The 20,876-nt window shown below is 71.7% G+C and carries 17 protein-coding genes; 6 read left to right on the forward strand and 11 right to left on the reverse strand.

Annotated features, from left to right (window positions below):
- Window positions 1–87: 87 nt before the first annotated feature.
- Together ACZ4Z4_RS18240 and ACZ4Z4_RS18245 are read right to left on the reverse strand one after the other, a co-directional pair.
- A complete protein-coding gene (locus ACZ4Z4_RS18240; protein ID WP_468327989.1) occupies window positions 88–930 on the reverse strand; it encodes a hypothetical protein in 843 nt (280 codons plus the stop codon).
- Between the two features lie 5 nt (window positions 931–935).
- A complete protein-coding gene (locus ACZ4Z4_RS18245; RefSeq protein WP_468327991.1) occupies window positions 936–1,571 on the reverse strand; it encodes a papain-like cysteine protease family protein in 636 nt (211 codons plus the stop codon).
- 226 nt (window positions 1,572–1,797) lie between these two features.
- Between ACZ4Z4_RS18245 and ACZ4Z4_RS18250 the strand changes: the two genes are divergently transcribed.
- Entirely contained in the window at window positions 1,798–2,946 is a 1,149-nt protein-coding gene (locus ACZ4Z4_RS18250) for a hypothetical protein (RefSeq protein ID WP_468327993.1), read from the forward strand.
- A gap of 58 nt (window positions 2,947–3,004) precedes the next feature.
- Here the strand turns inward: ACZ4Z4_RS18250 and ACZ4Z4_RS18255 are convergent, their stop codons facing one another.
- On the reverse strand, window positions 3,005–3,430 hold the full coding sequence (locus ACZ4Z4_RS18255; RefSeq protein WP_468327995.1) for a QcrA and Rieske domain-containing protein: 426 nt from the start codon (window positions 3,428–3,430) through the stop codon (window positions 3,005–3,007).
- A gap of 177 nt (window positions 3,431–3,607) precedes the next feature.
- Here ACZ4Z4_RS18255 and ACZ4Z4_RS18260 point away from each other — a divergent pair, with 177 nt between their 5' ends.
- Window positions 3,608–4,591 carry a carbohydrate kinase family protein gene (locus ACZ4Z4_RS18260; protein ID WP_468327997.1) on the forward strand — a complete coding sequence of 328 codons (984 nt, stop codon included), beginning with the start codon at window positions 3,608–3,610 and terminating at the stop codon, window positions 4,589–4,591.
- 66 nt (window positions 4,592–4,657) lie between these two features.
- On the opposite strand, the gene ACZ4Z4_RS18265 is transcribed toward ACZ4Z4_RS18260, so the two are convergent.
- A complete protein-coding gene (locus tag ACZ4Z4_RS18265) occupies window positions 4,658–5,422 on the reverse strand; it encodes a crotonase/enoyl-CoA hydratase family protein (protein WP_468327999.1) in 765 nt (254 codons plus the stop codon).
- Window positions 5,423–5,749: 327 nt separating this feature from the next.
- Entirely contained in the window at window positions 5,750–8,863 is a 3,114-nt protein-coding gene (gene uvrA / locus ACZ4Z4_RS18270) for an excinuclease ABC subunit UvrA (protein ID WP_468328001.1), read from the reverse strand.
- A 229-nt stretch (window positions 8,864–9,092) separates the two neighbouring features.
- On the opposite strand from uvrA, the gene ACZ4Z4_RS18275 reads away from it, so the two are divergent.
- Entirely contained in the window at window positions 9,093–9,776 is a 684-nt protein-coding gene (locus tag ACZ4Z4_RS18275; RefSeq protein ID WP_468328003.1) for a maleylpyruvate isomerase family mycothiol-dependent enzyme, read from the forward strand.
- Window positions 9,777–9,786: 10 nt separating this feature from the next.
- The gene (locus ACZ4Z4_RS18280) at window positions 9,787–10,443 is read left to right on the forward strand and encodes an MBL fold metallo-hydrolase (RefSeq protein WP_468328005.1); all 657 of its coding nucleotides are present in this window, start codon (window positions 9,787–9,789) and stop codon (window positions 10,441–10,443) included.
- Window positions 10,444–10,476: 33 nt separating this feature from the next.
- On the opposite strand, the gene aroQ is transcribed toward ACZ4Z4_RS18280, so the two are convergent.
- On the reverse strand, window positions 10,477–10,941 hold the full coding sequence (aroQ, locus tag ACZ4Z4_RS18285) for a type II 3-dehydroquinate dehydratase (protein ID WP_468328007.1): 465 nt from the start codon (window positions 10,939–10,941) through the stop codon (window positions 10,477–10,479).
- Window positions 10,942–11,024: 83 nt separating this feature from the next.
- Here aroQ and ACZ4Z4_RS18290 point away from each other — a divergent pair, with 83 nt between their 5' ends.
- Both ACZ4Z4_RS18290 and ACZ4Z4_RS18295 read left to right on the forward strand, forming a co-directional pair.
- Complete coding sequence (locus ACZ4Z4_RS18290) at window positions 11,025–12,074, forward strand: S66 family peptidase (protein ID WP_468328009.1); 1,050 nt, start codon at window positions 11,025–11,027, stop codon at window positions 12,072–12,074.
- A gap of 126 nt (window positions 12,075–12,200) precedes the next feature.
- Window positions 12,201–13,469 carry an MFS transporter gene (locus ACZ4Z4_RS18295; RefSeq protein ID WP_468328463.1) on the forward strand — a complete coding sequence of 423 codons (1,269 nt, stop codon included), beginning with the start codon at window positions 12,201–12,203 and terminating at the stop codon, window positions 13,467–13,469.
- Here ACZ4Z4_RS18295 and ACZ4Z4_RS18300 read toward each other — a convergent pair.
- The 5 genes from ACZ4Z4_RS18300 to uvrB form a co-directional block, all read right to left on the reverse strand.
- Window positions 13,459–14,559 carry a calcium:cation antiporter gene (locus ACZ4Z4_RS18300; protein ID WP_468328011.1) on the reverse strand — a complete coding sequence of 367 codons (1,101 nt, stop codon included), beginning with the start codon at window positions 14,557–14,559 and terminating at the stop codon, window positions 13,459–13,461. The genes ACZ4Z4_RS18295 and ACZ4Z4_RS18300 overlap by 11 nt on opposite strands.
- Before the next feature lie 87 nt (window positions 14,560–14,646).
- Window positions 14,647–15,645: a TerC family protein gene (locus ACZ4Z4_RS18305; protein WP_468328013.1), complete on the reverse strand. Its 999-nt coding sequence runs from the start codon at window positions 15,643–15,645 to the stop codon at window positions 14,647–14,649.
- Between the two features lie 251 nt (window positions 15,646–15,896).
- The gene (locus ACZ4Z4_RS18310) at window positions 15,897–17,837 is read right to left on the reverse strand and encodes a TerD family protein (RefSeq protein WP_468328015.1); all 1,941 of its coding nucleotides are present in this window, start codon (window positions 17,835–17,837) and stop codon (window positions 15,897–15,899) included.
- Between the two features lie 84 nt (window positions 17,838–17,921).
- Window positions 17,922–18,500, reverse strand: a complete 579-nt coding sequence (locus tag ACZ4Z4_RS18315; RefSeq protein WP_468328017.1) for a TerD family protein — start codon at window positions 18,498–18,500, stop codon at window positions 17,922–17,924.
- Window positions 18,501–18,655: 155 nt separating this feature from the next.
- A complete protein-coding gene (gene uvrB, locus ACZ4Z4_RS18320; RefSeq protein ID WP_468328019.1) occupies window positions 18,656–20,800 on the reverse strand; it encodes an excinuclease ABC subunit UvrB in 2,145 nt (714 codons plus the stop codon).
- Between the last annotated feature and the right edge of the window lie 76 nt (window positions 20,801–20,876).

The raw sequence follows: 20,876 nt of genomic DNA on the forward strand, positions 1-20,876 counted from the left end.
CCTACTGGCGGGCACCGACACTCCGGGGCGGCGTACGGGTCCGCCGGTGGGAGCGGCGGCCGGTGCCCCGGCCGCCGCTCGCGGGGGTCAGACCTGCCGCCGGGCGGCGCGGCGCCGGACGAGCGCCGCTCCGCAGAGGCCGAGGGCGAGCAGGGCGCCCGCGCCCGCCATCGAGGAGGCCACCGTGACCGGGCCGTCGTCCTGGCCGGATTCCTGCCCGGAACTCCGCACGGAGGTCTGCGCGGGCTTCCCCGTGTCGTAGCCGCCCGCCTTGCCGGACTTCTCGTACGCGGAGCCGGGCAGCTTGTCGCCGTACGCCTTGCGGACGCGCTCGCGGTAGGCGGCGACCGTGGTCCCCCCGGCGCCCACGGCGCGTACCGCGTCCTTGTCGAGGGGCAGCACGCGCGCGTGGTCACCGTCCCGGACGTACCAGGCGTTGATCTGCGGCTCGTGGAAGACGGTGCCTCCGGGGGCCTTGTGTGCGCCCACGCGCGCGTAGTGGGTCTCGTCGTCCCCTGTGGCGATGTTCACGACCTGCCAGGAGCCGCCCCGCCGCACGGTCCAGAGGGAGGCCTCCTGGCCGTCGGAGGAGACCGCCTTGCTGGCGAGGAACTCCAGGCGGGCGATCGGTACGCCCTTCTTGCCCGCGACGAAGTCCGCGGAGAGGTAGTACACGGGCACGGCTCCGCCCTCGACCCGCGGATCGGCGGCGGACCTGGTGACCGCTCCCTCCCGCGAGAAGAAGCGGGAGAGCGTGTCGAGGGTCTTCGGCGCCGCGGCCGCGCGGTGCGCCGCGTCGCGGGAGGCGGCGGAGGGCGCCGCCGGTCCGTCGTCGGCGGAGGCGGTGGGGGCCGTGAGGCCGAGGAGCAGGGTGGCGGCCGTGCCCGCGAGCGCGGTTGCCGTCAGAGGGCGGGGAAGGTGACGGGTCATCGCTCTCACGCCCCGATCCGGTACAGCGAGTGGGTCCAGGAGAAGGTGTTGTTGTCGACGTACCAGGCGTGCGACGCCCAGTTGTAGCGGTCGCTGGAGGGCCACGGGTCGCCCCAGTAGACCCAGCTGCTCGCGTCGTCGTAGCCGTAGATGACATGCATGTGGCCACCGCCGTTGGACCACTGGATGCGGGTCTCCACCGGGCGGTTCGCGTTGATCTCGGTCTGCACGGTCGAGTACCGCAGCCATCCGGTGACGTACGAGCCGGGGTTGACGCCCGCCCAGCGCAGGCCGCTCTGGACGTTGCCGAGCGTGGCCTGGTTGTTGGGGCACTCGGTGTTCTGGCTGCGCCCGAAGGCGGCGTTGCAGAACTGGTTCTGGCTGTAGTTGCGGCCCATGAAGGCCGCGATGGTGTTGCCGCCCGCGGCCCAGCACCAGTTGGTCTTCTGCTGTGCCTGCATGGTGATGTTCAGGCGCTTGGCGGCGAGTACGGACGGGTCGGCGGCGGACGTGGCCGGCGTGGCGGGGGCCGGGGCAGCCGTGGCCGTGGGTGCGGTCAGGAGCGCCGCGGCGACGGCGGCGAGCACGCAGAGACGTCTGCGTCTGCCCGTGCTGCTGCTCCTGCTGATCGGTGGGCGCATCGCGTTCCTCCCGAGCGGGATGTGGGGTGTGGAGGAGCGCGTCCGGACGCTGCGATTGAGCATCGAGTGTTGTCGGGTGCAGGTCAACACGCTTCAATGCGGAAGCAATCGGGCCGTGAACGGCGGCGTACGGATGTGAACGGACGTCGTGCGCCGACCTGGTGGCCCGCTCCGACCGGCGCGAACGCCGGGCGGCTGGAGTGAACGTTCACAGATAGGGGCCCCCATGCGGCACGCCACCCGGTTCGCGCAAGGCGCGCCCACGGAAGCGCCACGGACGGCGGACGACCCGGCACGGACCACGCACGACCCGGCACGGACCACGCACGACGCGGCACGGACCCCGGACGACGCGGCACGGATCGGGGGCGATCCGGCACGGGCCGGGGGCGATCCGGCACGGACTGCGGCCGACGCGGCACGGGCCGCGGGCGACCCGGCACGGACCGCGGGCGAAGAGCCTGCGGAGCTGGCGGCCGCCCTGCGCACCGGCCCGTTCCACTTCGCCCTGCGCACCGCCATCGCCACCCGGCGGCTGCCGCTCCAGCGCATACGCCACCATCTGGTCCGGCACGGCGTCAACGTCGGCGTGACGAGCCTGAGTTACTGGCAGCAGGGCGCCCGGCGCCCCCAGCGCGCCGAGTCCCTGCGCGCCGTGCGGGCCCTGGAGGAGATCCTCCAGCTGCCGGAGGAGTCACTGATCCGGCTGCTCGTCCGGCCTGCCGAGCGCGCCGACCGGAACCGGCCCGCCGCCCGCTCGTACCGCTCCCTGGTGGAGGCGTCCGACGTGCTGCGCTCACTCCTGGCCGAGCTCGGCTCCCCGGTCGACGGCGGGCTGCACACCATCGGCCACCACGAGCGGGTGCGGATCGGCGCGGGCCGCGAGCTGGTCGGCCGCGAGTCGCAGCACATCGTGCGCGCCCACCGGGACGGCGTGGACCGCTATGTGGCCATCCACCACGGCGATCCCGGGTGCGCACCCGACCGCGTCCGCGTGCGGGCCCTGGAGAACTGCCGTACGGGACGCGTGCGCTGGCACCAGGGGACGGGGGTGCTCGTCGCCGAGCTGCTCTTCGACGCGCGGCTGCGCGCGGGCGACACCCAGCTGTTCGGCTACGGCTTCGAGGACGGCACGGCCGGGGAGGCCACCGAGTACATGCGCGGCTTCACCTACACGGGCGGCCAGTACGCGCTCCAGATCCGCTACGACGACGCGGCCCTGCCCGTACGCTGCCACCGCTTCACCCAGCACTCCGCCGCGGCCCCGCGCGGCGGCCGCCAGGAGCTGACGCTGAGCGGCAGCCACCGCTCGGTGCACGTGGTCGAACCGCAGGTCCGGGCGGGAATCCTGGGGATCGCGTGGGACTGGGAGTGAAGCCGTGCCCTCCTAAAGGGGGCCGGGCCCCGGAAGAGGGCCAGGCCCCGGAAGAGGGCTAGGCCTTCTTCGCCGGGCCGGCGACGATCTTGCCGTTCTCCACCTTCACCGGCAGCTCGACGAGCGGCTCGACGGCCGGTTCCTTCAGCACCTTGCCGTTGGTGGCGTCGAACTGGCTGCCGTGGCACTGGCAGATCAGCTTGTGCCCCTCCAGGTTCTGGATGGGGCAGCGCGCGTGGGTGCAGATCGTGCTGTACGCCTTGTACTCGTCGTCGGAGATCCGGCTGACCACGACCTTCTGGTCCGTGTACAGCTTCGACGCGCCCACCCGCACGTCGTCGGCCTTCCCGAGGTCCACCGGCGCGGTCGGGGCCGACCGGTTCGACCCGTCCCCGGACGAGCAGGCGGTGAGCCCGAGTCCGACGGCCGGGGCGAGAGCGGCGGCCCGCAGCACGGTGCGGCGGGCGGGGGGCGTGCCGGACATGGTGTCTCCACAGGTCAGAGGCGGCATCGGTGACGGATCAGACCATACCGGTGCACAGCTCCGCGTCCGTGTCGGGCACGGGCGTGCCCGAGTGCCGCCCGTCCCCGTCCGCGGCCGCCCGCACGGCCTAGCCTGGGCGGGCGAGACGGCCCAGACAGCGCCCGAGAGGAACCACCCGTGATTGTCGTCGCAGGAGAGGCCCTGATCGACCTCGTACCGCAAGGGGCGGGCGGAGGCACGGAGAAGGCCACGGGCACGGGCACAGGGGTGGGGACGGGCGTGGAGGCGGCGGGCGCGGGGCTGCCCGTGCTCGCGCCGCGGCTCGGCGGCGGCCCGTACAACACCGCCGTGGCACTCGGCAGGCTCGGCTCACCCGTCGCCTTCTGCTCGCGCGTCTCGCGGGACGCGTTCGGCGAGGCGCTGCTCGGCGGGTTGCGGGCGGCCGGTGTGGAGGTCGCGGCCGACGGGCTGCCCGTGCAGCGCGGCCCGGAGCCGACGACGCTCGCCGTCGCCTCGATCGGCGCCGACGGCTCGGCCGGGTACTCGTTCTACGTCGAGGGCACGGCCGACCGGCTCTTCGAGGCGCCCGACCGGGTCCCCGACGGCGTACGGGCGATGTCGTTCGGCACCTGCTCGCTCGTCCTGGAGCCGGGCGCGAGCGCGTACGAGCGGCTGATGCGCCGGGCGGCGGCGCGCGGCGTCTTCACCGCTCTCGACCCCAACGTACGGGCCGGTCTGATTCCGGACGCGGACGCCTACCGGGCGCGGTTCAAGAGCTGGCTGCCGGCGGTCTCGCTCCTCAAGCTGTCCCAGGAGGACGCCGAGTGGCTCGGCGGCACCCCGCACGAGTGGCTGACCGCCGGGCCCGCCGCCGTGGTCGTCACCCGGGGCGGGGACGGCCTGTCGCTCTACACCCGGGACGGCACCGAGCTGTGCGTGCCCGGCGAGCCGGTCGACGTGGTCGACACGATCGGCGCGGGCGACACCGTCAACGCGGCGCTGCTGCACGGCCTTTCGGCACGGGACGCGCTGTCGCCGGAGGCGCTGGACCGCCTGGGCGCCGGGGGCTGGACCGACGTACTGCGGTTCGCGGCCCGCGCGGCGGCCGTGACCTGCTCACGGGCGGGGGCGGAGCCGCCGTACGCGGCGGAACTGGCCTGAGTCCCGCGCTGAGTCCTGCGGGCGGTCCCGGGCGCACCACCGCGCGAGGCCCCGCGAGCCCCGTCCTCACCGATCCGTGAACGCCCCGTGCCGGCCCGCTCCCGCGGCGAAGCGGGCCGCGCCCTCGGCCGCCCCGGCCAGGGAGTGCAGGCCGTGGCGGAGCTCGCCGGCCATCGCCTCCCGCTCGGGCAGGCCGCTCTGTTCGAGCAGGGAGAGCCGGTCGTGCCGCAGGCAGGTCTGCGGGAACGCGGCGATCTCGGCGGCGAGGCGCTCGGCCGCGGCGCGCGAGGTGCCCACGGGGACGGTCCGGTTCACCAGCCCCATGCCGAGCGCCTCCGCGGCGTCGACGGGGCGGCCGGTCAGGACGAGGTCAAGGGCGCGGCCCTCCCCGACGATGCGCGGCAGGCGCACCGTCCCGCCGTCGATGAGCGGGACGCCCCAGCGGCGGCAGAACACCCCGAGGACGGCGTCCTCCTCGGCGACGCGCAGGTCGCACCAGAGGGCGAGTTCGAGGCCTCCGGCGACGGCGTGGCCGGAGATCGCCGCGATCACCGGTTTGGACAGGCGCATCCGGGTGGGGCCCATGGGGCCGTCGCCGTCCTCGGACACCTCGTTGCCGTCGGGGGTTCCGATGGCCTTCAGGTCCGCGCCGGCGCAGAAGGTGCCGCCTTCGCCCCACAGCACGGCGACAGCGGCGTCCGGGTCGGCTTCGAAGGCGCGGAAGGCGTCGGCGAGGGCGCGGGCGGTGGGGCCGTCGACGGCGTTCCGCGCGGCGGGGCGGGACAGCACGATGGTGGTGACGGGGCCTGCGCGTTCGCTGCGTACGGGCATGGGGCAAGCCGACCACGGGAACGCGGCACCCGACAAGACGTGTTCGGGCCGCCGACCACGCCCCCCGCCGGGCGCAGCGCGAAGCGCCCCGCCCTGGTGGGGGCGGGGCGCTTCGCGCTGCGATCGGACCGGACCGGGCGAGCCGGGCCTTGCGGGCCTGCCCCGCCGGGCGAGCCGGGCCTTGCGGGCCTGCCCCGGCCCGGCCGGGGCCGGTGAGACGGTGCGGGCCCATCCCGTCAGGCACCGCGGGCCGGGCCCGGCCGGACGGGTCAGGCCCGGCGGGACGAGTCAGGCCCTGCTGGGCGGGCCCGGCCCGGCTGAGCCTGCTCAGGCCTTGCGGGCCCGCGTCGTCTTCTTCGCGGCGGCAGCCTTCTTCGTGGTGGCCGCCTTCTTCGGAGCGGCCGTCTTCTTCGCGGCGGTCGCCTTCCGAGTCGTGGCGGCCGCCTTCGAAGGGGCGTCCGTCCTGGCCGTGGCCGTCTTCTTCACGGCCGTGGTGCTCGCGGCCACCGTCTTCCTGGCCGCGGTCTTGGCGCCGGCCTTCTTGGCCGGGGACTTCTTGCCTGCCCCGCGGCCCTGCGAGGGCATCGCGTCGCTGATCCGGTCGGCCGAGATGATGTCCCGCAGGAACTTGCCGGTGTGGCTGGCCGGGACTCCCGCGACCTCCTCGGGGGTGCCCTCGGCGACGACCAGACCGCCGCCGTTGCCCCCCTCGGGGCCCATGTCGACGACCCAGTCCGCGGTCTTGATCACATCGAGGTTGTGCTCGATGACGATGACCGTGTTGCCCTTGTCGACAAGGCCGGAGAGGACCGTGATCAGCTTGCTGATGTCCTCGAAGTGCAGACCGGTGGTCGGCTCGTCCAGGACGTACACGGTCCGGCCCGTCGACCGCTTCTGGAGCTCGGAGGCCAGCTTCACGCGCTGGGCCTCACCTCCGGAGAGCGTGGGCGCCGACTGGCCGAGGCGCACGTAACCGAGGCCGACGTCGTTGAGTGTCTTCAGGTGCCGGGCGATGGCGGGCACGGCCTCGAAGAAGTCGAGCGCCTCCTCGATCGGCATGTCGAGGACCTCGGCGATGGACTTGCCCTTGTAGTGCACGTCCAGCGTCTCGCGGTTGTACCGCGCGCCGTGGCAGACCTCGCACGGCACGTACACGTCCGGGAGGAAGTTCATCTCGATCTTGATGGTGCCGTCACCGGAGCAGTTCTCGCAGCGACCGCCCTTGACGTTGAAGGAGAAGCGCCCCGGGAGGTACCCCCGCACCTTCGCCTCCATGGTCTCCGCGAAGAGCTTGCGGACGTGGTCGAAGACTCCGGTGTACGTCGCCGGGTTCGACCGCGGGGTGCGGCCGATGGGCGACTGGTCGACGTGGACGACCTTGTCGACGAGGTCGTCGCCCGCCACGCGCGTGTGGCGGCCGGGGACGGACCTGGCGCCGTTCAGCTCGCGGGCCAGGTGGGTGTAGAGGATGTCGTTGACCAGCGTCGACTTTCCGGAGCCGGAGACACCGGTGACCGCCGTGAGGACACCGAGCGGGAAGGAGACGTCGATGTCCCGGAGGTTGTTCTCCCGGGCGCCGTGGACCGTCAGCTGCCGGGCCGGGTCGGTCGGGCGGCGCACGTCCGGCACCGGGATGGCCTTCTTGCCCGACAGGTACTGACCGGTGATCGACTTGTCGTTGGCCAGGAGCTCCTTCATGGAGCCGCTGTGCACGACCTTTCCGCCGTGCTCGCCCGCGCCGGGGCCGATGTCGACGACCCAGTCGGCGACCTTGATCGTGTCCTCGTCGTGCTCGACGACGATCAGGGTGTTGCCCATGTCGCGCAGGCGGACGAGGGTCTCGATCAGGCGGTGGTTGTCGCGCTGGTGGAGGCCGATGGACGGCTCGTCCAGGACGTAGAGGACACCGACCAGGCCGGAGCCGATCTGGGTCGCCAGGCGGATGCGCTGGGCCTCGCCTCCGGAGAGGGTGCCCGCGGCGCGGTTCAGCGACAGATAGTCCAGGCCGACGTCGACCAGGAAGCGCAGCCGTTCGTTGACCTCCTTGAGGACGCGCTCGGCGATCTTCTTGTCGCGGGCGCCCAGCCTCAGCTCGGCGAGGAAGTCCGCGCAGTCGCTGATGGACATCGCGGAGACCTCGGCGATGGACTTCCCCATCACCGTGACGGCCAGGACGATCGGCTTGAGGCGGGTGCCCTCACAGGTGGGGCAGGGCACCTCGCGCATGTACCCCTCGAAGCGCTCGCGGCTGGCGTCGCTCTCGGCCTCGCTGTGGCGGCGCTTGACGAAGGGGACGGCGCCCTCGAAGGCGGTGGTGTAGACCCGCTCGCGGCCGTAACGGTTCCTGTAGCGAACCTCGATCTGCGTCTTGTGGCCGTTGAGGAGGGCCTTCTTGGCGCGCTGCGGGAGTCCCGCCCAGGGCATGTCGGTGGAGAAGCCGAGGGCGTCGGCGAGGGCTCCGACGAGCCGGCCGAAGTATTCCTTGGTGTGCCCGTGCGACCAGGGGTGGATGGCGCCCTCGTCGAGCGACTTGTCCTCGTCCGGGACGATCAGCTCGGGGTCGACCTCCATGCGCGTGCCGATGCCGGTGCAGTCCGGGCAGGCGCCGAAGGGCGAGTTGAAGGAGAAGGAGCGGGGCTCCAGCTCCTCGAAGGACAGGTCGTCGTACGGGCAGTAGAGGTGCTCCGAGTACATCCGCTCGCGCTCGGGGTCGTCCTCGGGGAGGTCGACGAAGTCGAGCACGACCATGCCGCCGGAGAGGCCGAGGGCGGTCTCCACGGAGTCGGTCAGGCGGCGCTTGGCGGAGTCCTTCACGGTGAGGCGGTCGACGACCACCTCGATGGTGTGCTTCTCCTGCTTCTTGAGCGTGGGCGGCTCGGAGAGCTGGATGGTCTGCCCGTCGACCCGCGCGCGGGAGTACCCCTTCGTCTGGAGGTCGGCGAAGAGGTCGACGAACTCGCCCTTGCGCTCGCGCACCAGCGGCGACAGGACCTGGAAGCGGCTGCCCTCGGGCAGCTCGAGGACCTTGTCGACGATGGCCTGCGGCGACTGGCGGGAGATGGGGCGGCCGCACTCGGGACAGTGCGGCTTGCCGATGCGCGCGAAGAGCAGGCGCAGGTAGTCGTAGACCTCGGTGATCGTGCCGACCGTCGAGCGGGGGTTGCGCGAGGTCGACTTCTGGTCGATGGAGACCGCCGGGGAGAGGCCCTCGATGAAGTCGACGTCCGGCTTGTCCATCTGACCGAGGAACTGCCGGGCGTACGAGGAGAGGGACTCGACGTACCGCCGCTGGCCCTCGGCGAAGATCGTGTCGAACGCGAGCGAGGACTTGCCCGACCCGGAGAGTCCGGTGAAGACGATGAGGGAGTCACGCGGGAGGTCGAGCGAGACGTTCTTGAGATTGTGCTCGCGCGCGCCACGGACGATGAGACGGTCGGCCACGCCGGTCCGCACCTTTCTTGAGAGTGGTGACAGGGGCAGAACCCCGGTCGTTCACAGACTAGGGCGAGCCACTGACAACGCCGGGCTGCTTCCCTGGTTCCACGTACACAACAAACCCGGACCTTCAAGAATGCCCGATGCCGCCTTCGACCATATAGCACGTGCATTCGAATTACGGTCGGCTCCTGAGCCCTTCACCCGAACGTGTGGCGCAGCTATCGTCGACCGCATGATTGATCATGTGCGCGACCTGGCGTCTGTACGTGACGCGACCGAACGGCTGCTCAGCGCAGCGGCGAAATTGGACAGTGCTGCGGCTGCCGAGCCGTCCCGGCTCCCCGGCTGGACCCGCGGTCACGTGCTCGCACACCTCGCGCGGAACGCGGACGCCCTGGTGAACGTCCTGGCCGGCCGCCCGATGTACGTCAGCGCGGAGGCGCGGGACGCGGACATCGCACGCGACGCCCCGCGGCCGCTGCCCGCGCACCTGGACGACGTGCGGGAGAGCGCGGCCCGCTTCGAGGCGCAGGCCGCCGTCCCCGCCGACTGGTCCCGGACGATCACGATGCGCAATGGAGTGACCGACTCCGCGTCGCGTGTGCCGTTCCGGCGGTGGGTGGAGGTCGAGCTGCACCACGTCGACCTCGGCATCGGCTACGAGCTGGAGGACCTCCCGGAGGAATTCGTGCAGCGGGAGATCACGTTCCTGACGGCACGCTTCTCGGGCAACCCCGACGTGCCGCCCACCTGGATCACGAACGGCACGCACACCTGGAGCACCGGCCGCCGGGGCGACGCCGAGGTCACCGTCTCCGGGTCCGCGCCCGACCTCGTCGGCTGGCTCGCGGGCCGCCGCGACGGCTCCGCGCTGACGGCCGAAGGCGGCCTCCTGCCCGCCCTGCCCCCGCTATAGGCTGACGCACATGACGTACAGCGGAGCGGTGAAGGTCGGCGGGCCCGCGGATGTGCACGAGCTGCCGGACCTGATGATTTCGAAGGTCGCGGTCGGGCCGATGGACAACAACGCCTACCTGTTGCGCTGCCGGGCCACCGGCGAGCAGCTGCTGATCGACGCGGCGAACGACGCCGAGACGCTGCTGACGCTGATCGGTGACGACGGCATCGCGTCCGTCGTCACCACGCATCAGCACGGCGACCACTGGCAGGCTCTCGCCGCCGTCGTCTCGGCGACCCGCGCGAGGACGTACGCGGGCCGCGAGGACGCCGCGGGCATCCCCGTCCCGACGGACGTCCTGGTCGACGACGGCGACACCATCACGGTCGGCCGGGTCACGCTGACCGCGCGCCACCTGGTGGGGCACACCCCGGGCTCGATCGCGCTCGTCTACGACGACCCGCACGGCCACGCGCACGTGTTCACCGGCGACTGCCTCTTCCCGGGCGGCGTCGGCAACACGTGGAAGGACCCGAAGGCCTTCGCGAGCCTCATCGACGACGTCGAGACGAAGATCTTCGGGGCGCTCTCGGACGAGACGTGGGTCTATCCCGGCCACGGCGGCGACACGACGCTCGGTGCCGAGCGGCCGCATCTCGCCGAGTGGCGCGCGCGCGGCTGGTGACCCGCGCACGGCGCCACCTGTGAGGGGTGCGCGTCAGGAGCGGGCGGCGACCAGCGCCGCCACCCGCTCCACCGCGAACGCGTACCCCTGCACGCCGCAGCCCGCGATGACACCGTCGGCGCGCTGCGAGACGTAGCTGTGGTGCCGGAACGCCTCGCGCTGGTGCACGTTGGAGATGTGCACCTCCAACACCGGCATGCCGTCACAGGTGTTGAGCGCGTCCAGGATCGCGACGGACGTGTGGGAGTAGGCCGCGGGGTTGATGACGATGCCCACGTGGTGCTCGCGCGCCTCGTGGATCCAGTCGACCAACTCGCCCTCGTGGTTGCTCTGTCGCAGGTCCACGCTCCCGCCGTGCGCGGCCGCCGCCTTGGCGCACAGGGCCTCGACGTCGGCGAGGGTGTCCGTGCCGTAGATCTCCGGCTGGCGGAGGCCGAGGAGGTTCAGGTTCGGGCCGTTCAGGACCATGATCGGGGCGGTGGCGAGGCTGCGCGTCATAAGGGAGGTCTATCACGCCTCCCGCGCGCGGGAGGGGCCCTAAGTCGGATGCGCTCTCCGTAGCGCCCGCCTACGCTCCCGCCATGATCGTCGAACCCGTGTATCCGCCGAAGCCCTCGCCGGGCGACCGCGTCGCCGTGCTCTCCCCCTCCAGCGGGCTGCCCGAACTCTTCCCGCTCCCCTACGAACTGGGCCTCAAGCGCCTCCGCGAGGAATTCGGCCTGGAACCCGTCGAGTATCCGACGACCCGGAAGATGGGCTCGACGCCGCGCGAGCGGGCCGACGACCTGCACGCTGCGTTCACCGACCCGACCGTCAAGGCGGTCATCGCGAGCATCGGCGGCGACGACCAGATCACCGTGCTGCCGTACCTGGACCGGGAGTTGATCCGCGCGCACCCGAAGCCGTTCTTCGGCTGGAGCGACAACACCAATCTGCTCGCCCACCTGTGGCAGTCCGGCATCGTCGGCTATCACGGCGCGTCCGTCATGTGCGAGCTCGGCCGCCCCGGCGCCATGGCACCGCAGACCGCGGAGTCGCTGCGCGCCGCGCTCTTCACCTCCGGCCCCTACGAACTGCGCCCCGCCGAGCGCTACCGCGACGTCGACCTGCCCTGGGAGGACCCCGCGCTCCTCCTGACGGAACCGCCCACCGAGCCGGGCGGCGGCTGGCTCTGGCACGGGCCCGAGCGGGTCGTGGAGGGCCGCTCCTGGGGCGGCAACCTGGAGATACTCTCCTGGCTCCTGATGGCGGACCGCGAGATCCAGCGGGACCTGTCCGCGTACGACGGCTGCGTCCTGTTCCTGGAGACCTCGGAGGAACTGCCCACCGCCGACGAGGTGTTCCGCATCCTGCGGAACATGGGCGAGCGCGGGCTGCTGCACCGCTTCCCCGCGCTCCTGATGGGCCGCGCCAAGGCCTGGTCCTTCCAGCGCCCCTCGGACGCCGACGGGAAGGCGGCGTACGTCCGCGAGCAGCGCGAGGCCGTCCAGAAGGCGCTCGCCACGTACGCGCCCGAGACCATGGTGGTCTTCGACGTGGATCTCGGGCACACCGACCCACAAGTCGTCATCCCCTATGGGGGAATCGTGCGGGTCGACGGCCCGGCACGCCGCATCACCGTGACCTACTAGCCGTGATCCAGTAGCCGGCCATCGCGAGGCGGTCGCCATGCGTTACGGGTCGTGACTGTGGGTAGTTGATCCGGCATGCGCAACACGAAGCCGCCGAAGCCGGCACGTCCGACCGCACCGCCGTCACTGCCGCGGCTCGCGGCCGCCTCGCTCGCCGGGACCGCCATCGAGTTCTACGACTTCTTCATCTACGGAACGGCCGCCGCGCTGGTCCTGGGCCCGCTGTTCTTCCCCACCTTCTCGCCGCTCGCGGGCACGCTCGCCGCCTTCGCGACCTTCGGAGTGGGCTTCGTCGCACGGCCCCTCGGCTCCGTCCTCTTCGGGCACATCGGCGACCGGCACGGACGGCGGCCCGTGCTCATCGTGTCGCTGCTGCTCACCGGGGTCGCCACGGTCGCGGTCGGCTGCGTACCGACGTACGGGTCGATCGGGGTCGCCGCTCCGGTGCTGCTCCTCGTCCTGCGGTTCCTCCAGGGGCTCGGCCTCGGGGGCGAGTGGGGCGGTGCCGTGCTGCTGACCGCGGAGCACGCGCCGCCCGAGCGGCGCGGCCTGTGGGCGAGCTTCCCGCAGGTCGGCCCCTCGATCGGGTTCCTGCTGGCCAACGGCGTCATGCTCGCCCTGTCGGCGACGCTCACCGACGCGCAGTTCGCGGCCTGGGGGTGGCGCGTGCCGTTCTGGGCGGCGGGGCTGCTCGTGGTGGCGGGTCTCGCGCTGCGCTCCTCCCTCGCGGAGAGCCCGGACTTCCTGCGCCTGCGTGAGCACGCGCGCGTGCCGCTCGCCGAAGTGGTGCGCGGACACTGGCGGCTCGTACTTCTGACGGCGGGCGCGCTCGCCGTCGGGTACGCGGTGTTCTACGCCGTGACCACCTGGTCCCTCTCGTACGGCGTGGAGCGGCTCGGCGTCAGCCGCACGGTCATGCTGGCCTGCGTCATGGCGGCGGTCCTCGTGAAGGGCGCCCTGACGCCGGTGGCGGCCGTGCTCGGCGACCGGTACGGACGGCGGCCGCTGTGCCTGCTCGGGTGTGCCGCGTCGGCCCTGTGGATGTTCCCGATGGTCGCTCTGCTCTCGACCGGGGAGCCGCTGCTGATGTTCACCGGCTTCCTGGTGGCGATGCTCTCGTTCATCACGATGTTCTCGGTGATCGGCGCGTATCTGCCGGAGCTGTACGAGCCCCGGGTGCGCTGCACCGGCGCCGCGGTCGGCTACAACCTCGGCGGGGTGCTCGGGGGCGCGCTCACCCCGATCGTCGCGACGGCGGCGGCGCAGGGGGACGGGAAGCCGTGGGGTGTGGCCGCGTACCTGTCGGGCATCGCGCTGCTGAGCCTCGGCTGTTTCGCGCTGCTTCCGGAGACACGGCCGGCCGTGAGCACCGAGCCGGCGCCCGCTACGGGGTGACCGCGAGCTCCAGGAACGCCGCGAACAGCACCAGGTGGACGCCGCCCTGCAACGGTGTGGCGCGCCCGGGTACGACCGTGAGCGTCCCGACGATCACGGTGAGCGCGAGCAGCACCATGTGGGTCGAGCTCAGTCCGAGGACGAGTGGTCCCGACAGCCACACGGACGCGACGGCGACGGCCGGGATGGTCAGCCCGATGCTGGCCATGGCCGAGCCGAGGGCGAGGTTCAGGCTGGTCTGCACGCGGTCGCGGCGGGTGGCGCGCACGGCCGCGATGGTCTCCGGGAGCAGCACGAGCAGCGCGATGACCACGCCGACGACGGCGTGCGGCATGCCGGCGCTCTCCACGCCGGACTCGATCGTCGGGGAGACGCCCTTGGCCAGACCCACCACCCCGATCAGCGCCAGTGCGAGCAGCACGAGGCTCAGCAGCGCCGCCCGCGCCGAGGGGCCCCCGCCGTGGCCGTCGGTGTCGATGACCTCGCCCTGCTTGGTGAGGGGCAGGAAGTATTCGCGGTGCCGCACGGTCTGGGTGGTGACGAAGATGCCGTAGAGGACGAGGGAGGCGACCGCGGCGAAGGTCAGCTGGGCCGTGGAGAACTCGGGGCCCTGTTTGGTGGTGGTGAACGTCGGCAGGACCAGGCAGAGCGTGGCCAGGGTCGCGACGGTGGCGAGGGCGGCGCCGGTGCCCTCGGGGTTGAAGACGGCGGTGCGGTGGCGCAGCGCGCCGACCAGGAGGCAGAGTCCGACGATGCCGTTGCAGGTGATCATCACGGCGGCGAAGACGGTGTCGCGGGCGAGCGTGGAGCTCTTGTCGCCGCCGTCGGCCATGAGGGTGACGATGAGGGCCACCTCGATGATCGTCACCGCGACGGCGAGGACGAGCGAGCCGAAGGGTTCGCCGACGCGGTGCGCGATCACCTCGGCGTGGTGGACGGCGGCGAGCACCGCCCCGGCGAGGACCAGGGTGACCACGGCGACGACCGGTCCCGGCAGGTCCCGCCCCCAGGTGAGCGCGAGGAGAACGATCGCGAGGACCGGCACCACGGCCGTCCACTGCATGCCGAGCGCCCGGAGCCGAGTGACCATGACTCGATGCTGCCCCGGGCGCCTGGGTGTCGCTACTCGGTGTCTCCCGCCCCGCACCGGGCGGGAGAACCGGCCGTCAGGCCTTGATCAGGCCTCGACGCTGTCCTTCCGGGCGTCGTCCGCGGCCTCGGCCGCGGCCTGCCGCTCCTGCTTCCTGGAGGCGATGAGGCTGGTGATCGTCGTGATCACCAGGACGCCGCAGATGACGCCGAGCGAGACCGGGATGGAGATCTCGGGGACATGCACCCCGTTCTCGTGGAGGGCGTGCAGGACGAGCTTGACGCCGATGAAGCCGAGGATCACCGACAGGCCGTAGCTGAGGTGGACCAGCTTCCTGAGCAGGCCGCCGATGAGGAAGTACAGCTGCCGCAGTCCCATGAGGGCGAAGGCGTTGGCGGTGAAGACGATGTACGGGTCCTGGGTGAGGCCGAAGATCGCGGGGATGGAGTCCATCGCGAAGAGCACGTCGGTGGTGCCGATGGCGAGCATGACGACCATGAGGGGCGTCATGATCTTCTTGCCGTTCTTCCGGACGAACAGCTTCGTGCCCTCGTACCGGTCGGAGACGCCGAACTTCTTCTCGATGGACTTCAGGAGGCGGTTCTCCTCCCAGTCCTCTTCCTCCTCGTCGGCACGCGCCTCCTGGATGAGCTTCCAGGCGGTGTAGATCAGGAACGCGCCGAAGATGTAGAAGACCCAGGAGAAGTTGGCGATGACCGCGGCGCCGGCGGCGATGAAGATCGCGCGCAGGACCAGCGCTATCAGCACACCGAACAGCAGCACACGCTGCTGAAGATGGCTCGGCACCGAGAACTTCGCCATGATCAGGATGAAGACGAAGAGGTTGTCGACGGAGAGCGACTTCTCGGTGATGAAGCCCGCGAAGAACTCGCCGGACGCCTGGCTCTCACCGGCGATCAGCAGGCCGAGGCCGAAGAGCGCCGCGAGGACGATCCAGACGACCGTCCAGACTCCGGCTTCCTTGATCGATACGTCGTGGGGCTTGCGCCCGATGAAGAAGTCGACCGCGATCAGGGCACACAGACCGAGAACGGTCGTCACCCATATGGTCATTGAAACGTCCACTGCGCCTCCGGCTTCGTACGGCTACTGATCAGCGTCGTCGCTGCCGGAGGTCTCTTCCACCCGAGGCGGTCACCGCCATGGATCGGGCCGACGCCCCGGGACCGATGGCGGTCCGTATTGACGGGTACGTCGCAGCCGGGAGTACTCCCCTCCGCTGGCACCAGAGTACGCGAAACACCAAGCGTTGGTAAAGAAGACGGCAAACAGAAACCAAAATGCCTGGTCGGTGGGGTGCAAAAGTCGCTTTGCCGTCAACGCCCGCCGTTGCGCCGGGCCGTGGCGACCTGTTCGAGGAGCCGCCGCAGGATCTGGCTGCCGTGCGGGACGACCGGTGGTTCGTACGTCCACGCGTGACCGACCCACGGGTCGGCGAGGTGGTCGTCGGGGACCGGCGTCAGCCGCAGGAGCCCGCGCCACAGGGGGTCGAGCAGCGGGCCGTACTCGGCGGCGTCCTCACGGTCGGCGACCATCATGAGGTGCACGCCGACGGCCGGACCCTCGTCCGCGAGGTAGCGCAGTTGGGTCACGGCACGGTCGTCGAAGCCGTGCGGGAAGTCGTTGACGATCAGGAGCTGCTCGGCGGTGTCCAGGTCCGGGGGCAGCGCGTCGGCGGCACCGCCGCGCACCGCCATCTGCACCAGGTCGACGCGCTGGGTGAGCCTGGCGAGCACCTCGGAGACGCCGGCCGCGCCGGAGGCCGGGGGTCCGGCGAGCACACCGGCCGTCACCAGCGGCGCGAGAGCGGGCGCGGCGGCGCCCGCCGCGTCGATGACGTGGACCTGGAACTCGTTCGCCGGATAGGCCGCGAGCAGCCGGGCCGCGTGCGAGACCGCGGTGTCGACGGCCAGCCGCCGCAGCTCGGTCGAGTCGGTGGCGTGGTTGGTCAGGGCCTTGCCGCTGTCGATCCACAGGCCCCGCTCCAGGGGCAGCCGGACGAGCAGCGGGATGCGCAGGCCGACGCGCTCGGGCAGGTGCAGATCGCCGAGGCGCAGCGCCATCGGGATCTCCATGGGCGCGCGGTAGGCGTGCCAGACGGGGCTGTGCCACGCCGCGTACGCCGGGGGGAGGGCGGGCTCGACGACCTCAGCCTCGGCGGCGAGTTGGGCCAGGTCGCGGTCGAGGGCGGCCCTGGCCCGGTCGACGAGGTCGGCGTGCCGGGCACGGGCGGCCTCGCGAGCGGGGTCGGCCGCGCCGCCGATGCGGCTGCGCGGGTCGGAGAGGACCTTGTCGAGCTCCTGCTCCATGCGGGAGTCGGCGAAGTCGACGGCGCTCCGGTACGCCGCCGTGGTGCGGGCCAGGTCTTCGAACATCCCCCACACCTGGTTGTAGAGCCGCTCCTCCAAGGACCAACCGGTGGCGTCCCCGGCGACCGGCTGGGCGGCCTGCCCTGGCTGGGCGGGGGGCACGGCGGGCGGGGGCGGCGGGGGCGCGGCGGCCGGCCGTCGTGCCGGGTGGGTGTAGTCGACGGGGGCGGCGGGCGCGGTGGCCGTCCGGTCCGCGGCGGCCCGGTCCTGGGGCGTCGAGGTCCGCTCCGGGGCCGCCGGGCCCTGCGGCGCACGGTCGGTGGCGGTCGGGCCCTGCGGTGAGGTGCGCACACGGGTGTCGGTGGGGCGGGGCGGCGGCGCCGCGACCGAGCGGGCCAGGCCCTGGGCCACGGCGTCGTTGATCGCGCCTGCCAGCTCGCGGGCCTGGGGCAGGCCCTGGTCGGTGAGCATCTCGGCGAGGCCCGCCGCGTACCCCTGGCCGATGGCGCGGACCTTCCAGGCGGCCTCGCGGCGGTAGAGCTCCAGGGCGACGACGGCGGACTCGGCGTCCAGGTCGGTGATGGTGTAGCTGGCGATCTCGGTGCCGTCGAGCCCGGTGACCGCCACGAAGGGGGCGGCGAGGGCGCGGAAGCTGCCCGGGACTCCGGCGCCGACGGGCAGCGCCAGCAGGACGCTGACGCGGTGGACGGCGTCCGGCAGGGCGTCGAGGTCGACGGCGAGGCGGTGATCGGCCGCCGCCTGCTTCGAGACCTCCAGGCCCGGCAGGGTGGGCGAGCCCGGGTGGGCCACCCACTCCACGCCGCGGACCCTGCCGCGGTCGTCGCCGAGCGTGGCGCCCGCCACGACCGGCAGGCCGGCCGACACGCGGATCTCCAGGCGGGTCGCGGGAAGCGGGTGGTTCTGCCCCCGCACCAGCTCGGCCGTCATCGCGTTCGTTCCCCCTCGTACGTACGGATGGTGCTCACATGCGGGTTGGGCTCACATGCGGATGGTGCTCACCGCGGACGGCGCCTACAGGTGCGGCAGGATCGACGGCATCAGGTCCTGGAAGGTGCGGCCGTTGGCCGGGGTGCCGATGGCCGTCATCTGCCAGCCGCTGCCCGCGCGGTGCACCTTCGCCATGATCTGCGCGGTGTACTGCCCGCCGCCGTCGAGGGTGTAGCGGGCGAGCTCCTGGCCGTTGGTCTCGTCGACCAGGCGGCAGAACGCGTTCTGCACCTCCTGGAAGGTCTGGCCGGTGAAGGAGTTCACCGTGAAGACGATCTGGTCGATGTGGACGGGGACCCGCTGGAGGTCGACGAGGATCGCCTCGTCGTCCCCGCCCTGGCCGACGCCGCCCACGAGGTTGTCCCCGGTGTGCCGCACCGAGCCGTCGTCGCTGACCAGATGCCGGAAGAAGACCACGTCCACCGGCTGCTTGTCCGCGAACAGCACCGCCGAGGCGTCCAGGTCGACCTCGCGGGTGCGCGAGCCGAACAGGCCGCGGCGCGGGGCCGCCTGCCACCCGAGTCCCATGCGCACCGCGGACAGGGCGCCCCCGTCGTCCTTCTGCAGGCTGATGGCCTGACCCTTGGTCATATTGACCGTCACGCGCTGTCCCCTCTCGTACTGCCTGGGCAACCGCCTCTTGCGGTTGCCCAGCACCTTATGCAGGCCGACCTGCGGAGCAGCACCGCGGGCCGCACTTTGTGGCGGTCTTGCAACAGACCGGGCAGTACGCCCTCTCCCCTCCCCCGGGCTGCTCTCTAGGCCTGTCCCGCCTCCCTCATCTGGCGCAGCTCCTTCTTCATCTCGGACACCTCGTCGCGCAGCCGGGCGGCGATCTCGAACTGAAGGTCGGCGGCGGCCGCGCGCATGCGCTCGGTCATCTCCTCGATCTGCTCGGCCAGCTCGGCCGCGGGGCGGGCGGTCGGGACGGTCTCCGCGCCCTTCTTGCCCCTGGCCTTCCCCTTGGCGGACGCGGTCGCCTCGCCGCCGAGCGAGGGCACCGGGGCCTTGGCGCCCTTGCCCGCCTTGGGCTTGCGGTAGTCGGAGCCGAGGAGCTGCTCGGTGTCGACTTCCTCGCGGGCGATCTGCGACACGATGTCGTTGATCTTCTTGCGGAGGGGCTGCGGATCGATGCCCTTCTCCTTGTTGTACGCGATCTGCTTCTCCCGGCGCCGGTTGGTCTCGTCGATGGCCTTCTCCATCGCCGGGGTGATCTTGTCGGCGTACATGTGGACCTGGCCCGATACGTTGCGCGCGGCGCGGCCGATGGTCTGGATCAGGGAGGTCCCGGAGCGCAGGAAGCCCTCCTTGTCGGCGTCGAGGATCGCCACCAGGGAGACCTCGGGCAGGTCGAGGCCCTCGCGCAGGAGGTTGATGCCGACCAGGACGTCGTACTCACCGGCGCGCAGCTCGCGCAGGAGCTCCACGCGGCGCAGCGTGTCGACGTCGCTGTGGAGGTAGCGGACCTGGATGCCGAGCTCCAGGAAGTAGTCCGTGAGGTCCTCGGCCATCTTCTTGGTGAGCGTGGTGACCAGGACACGCTCGTCCTTCTCGGTGCGCAGCCGGATCTCGTGCACCAGGTCGTCGATCTGGCCCTCGGTGGGCTTGACGACGACCTCGGGGTCGACGAGGCCGGTGGGGCGGATGATCTGCTCGACGAAGCCGTCGCCGCGCGAGAGCTCGTACTTCCCCGGGGTGGCCGAGAGGTAGACCGTCTGGCCGATGCGGCCGAGGAATTCCTCCCACTTCAGCGGGCGGTTGTCCAGTGCGGACGGCAGCCGGAAGCCGTGGTCGACGAGGGTGCGCTTGCGGGAGGCGTCGCCCTCGTACATCGCGCCGATCTGCGGGACCGTGACGTGCGACTCGTCGAGGACGAGGAGGAAGTCCTCGGGGAAGTAGTCCAGGAGGGTGTTGGGGGCGGTGCCGGGGGCGCGGTCGTCGAAGTGCATCGAGTAGTTCTCGACGCCGGAGCAGGAGCCGATCTGGCGGAGCATCTCCAGGTCGTACGTGGTGCGCATGCGCAGGCGCTGGGCCTCCAGCATCTTGCCCTGCTTCTCCAGCTCGGCGAGGCGCTCGGTGAGCTCCTTCTCGATGCCGTTGACCGCCTTTTCCAGGCGCTCGGGGCCCGCTACGTAGTGGGACGCCGGGAAGACGTACAGGTGGTCGTCGTCGCTGATGACCTCGCCGGTGAGCGGGTGGAGGGTGGAGAGCGCCTCGATCTCGTCGCCGAACATCTCGATGCGGACGGCCAGCTCTTCGTAGACCGGGAAGATCTCGATGGTGTCGCCGCGGACGCGGAAGGTGCCGCGGGTGAACGCCAGGTCGTTGCGCGTGTACTGGATGTCGACGAAGCGGCGCAGGAGCTGGTCGCGGTCGATCTCGTCGCCGACCTTGAGCGGGACCATCCGGTCCACGTACTCCTGCGGGGTGCCGAGGCCGTAGATGCAGGAGACGGAGGCGACCACGACCACGTCGCGGCGGGTCAGCAGCGAGTTCGTCGCGGAGTGGCGCAGGCGCTCGACCTCCTCGTTGATCGAGGAGTCCTTTTCGATGTAGGTGTCGGACTGCGGGACGTACGCCTCGGGCTGGTAGTAGTCGTAGTACGAGACGAAGTATTCCACCGCGTTGTTCGGCAGGAGCTCGCGGAATTCGTTCGCCAGCTGGGCGGCCAGCGTTTTGTTCGGCGCCATGACGAGGGTGGGGCGCTGGAGCTTCTCGATCATCCACGCGGTGGTGGCCGACTTGCCGGTGCCGGTCGCGCCGAGGAGGACGACATCCTTCTCACCTGCGCGGATGCGGCGGTCCAGCTCGGCGATGGCCGCCGGCTGGTCGCCACTGGGCTGGTACGGACTGACGACCTCGAAAGGTGCCACCGTGCGTTCGATCTTGGATACGGGCCGCATGGAATCAACCGTACGACCCCGCACTGACAACCGGGCCGGATCGGCCGCCCGGCGGCGGCCGGGTCAGCGGTGGCGC

This window comes from Streptomyces sp. NPDC030245 (assembly GCF_055572995.1).

What these genes read in the sequence shown, in the direction of transcription:
- ACZ4Z4_RS18240 (WP_468327989.1), bottom strand. Translation starts at nt 930, where the DNA reads ATGACCCGTCACCTTCCCCGCCCTCTGACGGCAACCGCGCTCGCGGGC.
- ACZ4Z4_RS18245 (WP_468327991.1), bottom strand. Translation starts at nt 1,571, where the DNA reads ATGCGCCCACCGATCAGCAGGAGCAGCAGCACGGGCAGACGCAGACGT.
- ACZ4Z4_RS18250 (WP_468327993.1), top strand. Translation starts at nt 1,798, where the DNA reads ATGCGGCACGCCACCCGGTTCGCGCAAGGCGCGCCCACGGAAGCGCCA.
- ACZ4Z4_RS18255 (WP_468327995.1), bottom strand. Translation starts at nt 3,430, where the DNA reads ATGTCCGGCACGCCCCCCGCCCGCCGCACCGTGCTGCGGGCCGCCGCT.
- ACZ4Z4_RS18265 (WP_468327999.1), bottom strand. Translation starts at nt 5,422, where the DNA reads ATGCCCGTACGCAGCGAACGCGCAGGCCCCGTCACCACCATCGTGCTG.
- ACZ4Z4_RS18275 (WP_468328003.1), top strand. Translation starts at nt 9,093, where the DNA reads ATGATTGATCATGTGCGCGACCTGGCGTCTGTACGTGACGCGACCGAA.
- ACZ4Z4_RS18280 (WP_468328005.1), top strand. Translation starts at nt 9,787, where the DNA reads ATGACGTACAGCGGAGCGGTGAAGGTCGGCGGGCCCGCGGATGTGCAC.
- aroQ (WP_468328007.1), bottom strand. Translation starts at nt 10,941, where the DNA reads ATGACGCGCAGCCTCGCCACCGCCCCGATCATGGTCCTGAACGGCCCG.
- ACZ4Z4_RS18290 (WP_468328009.1), top strand. Translation starts at nt 11,025, where the DNA reads ATGATCGTCGAACCCGTGTATCCGCCGAAGCCCTCGCCGGGCGACCGC.
- ACZ4Z4_RS18300 (WP_468328011.1), bottom strand. Translation starts at nt 14,559, where the DNA reads ATGGTCACTCGGCTCCGGGCGCTCGGCATGCAGTGGACGGCCGTGGTG.
- ACZ4Z4_RS18310 (WP_468328015.1), bottom strand. Translation starts at nt 17,837, where the DNA reads ATGACGGCCGAGCTGGTGCGGGGGCAGAACCACCCGCTTCCCGCGACC.
- uvrB (WP_468328019.1), bottom strand. Translation starts at nt 20,800, where the DNA reads ATGCGGCCCGTATCCAAGATCGAACGCACGGTGGCACCTTTCGAGGTC.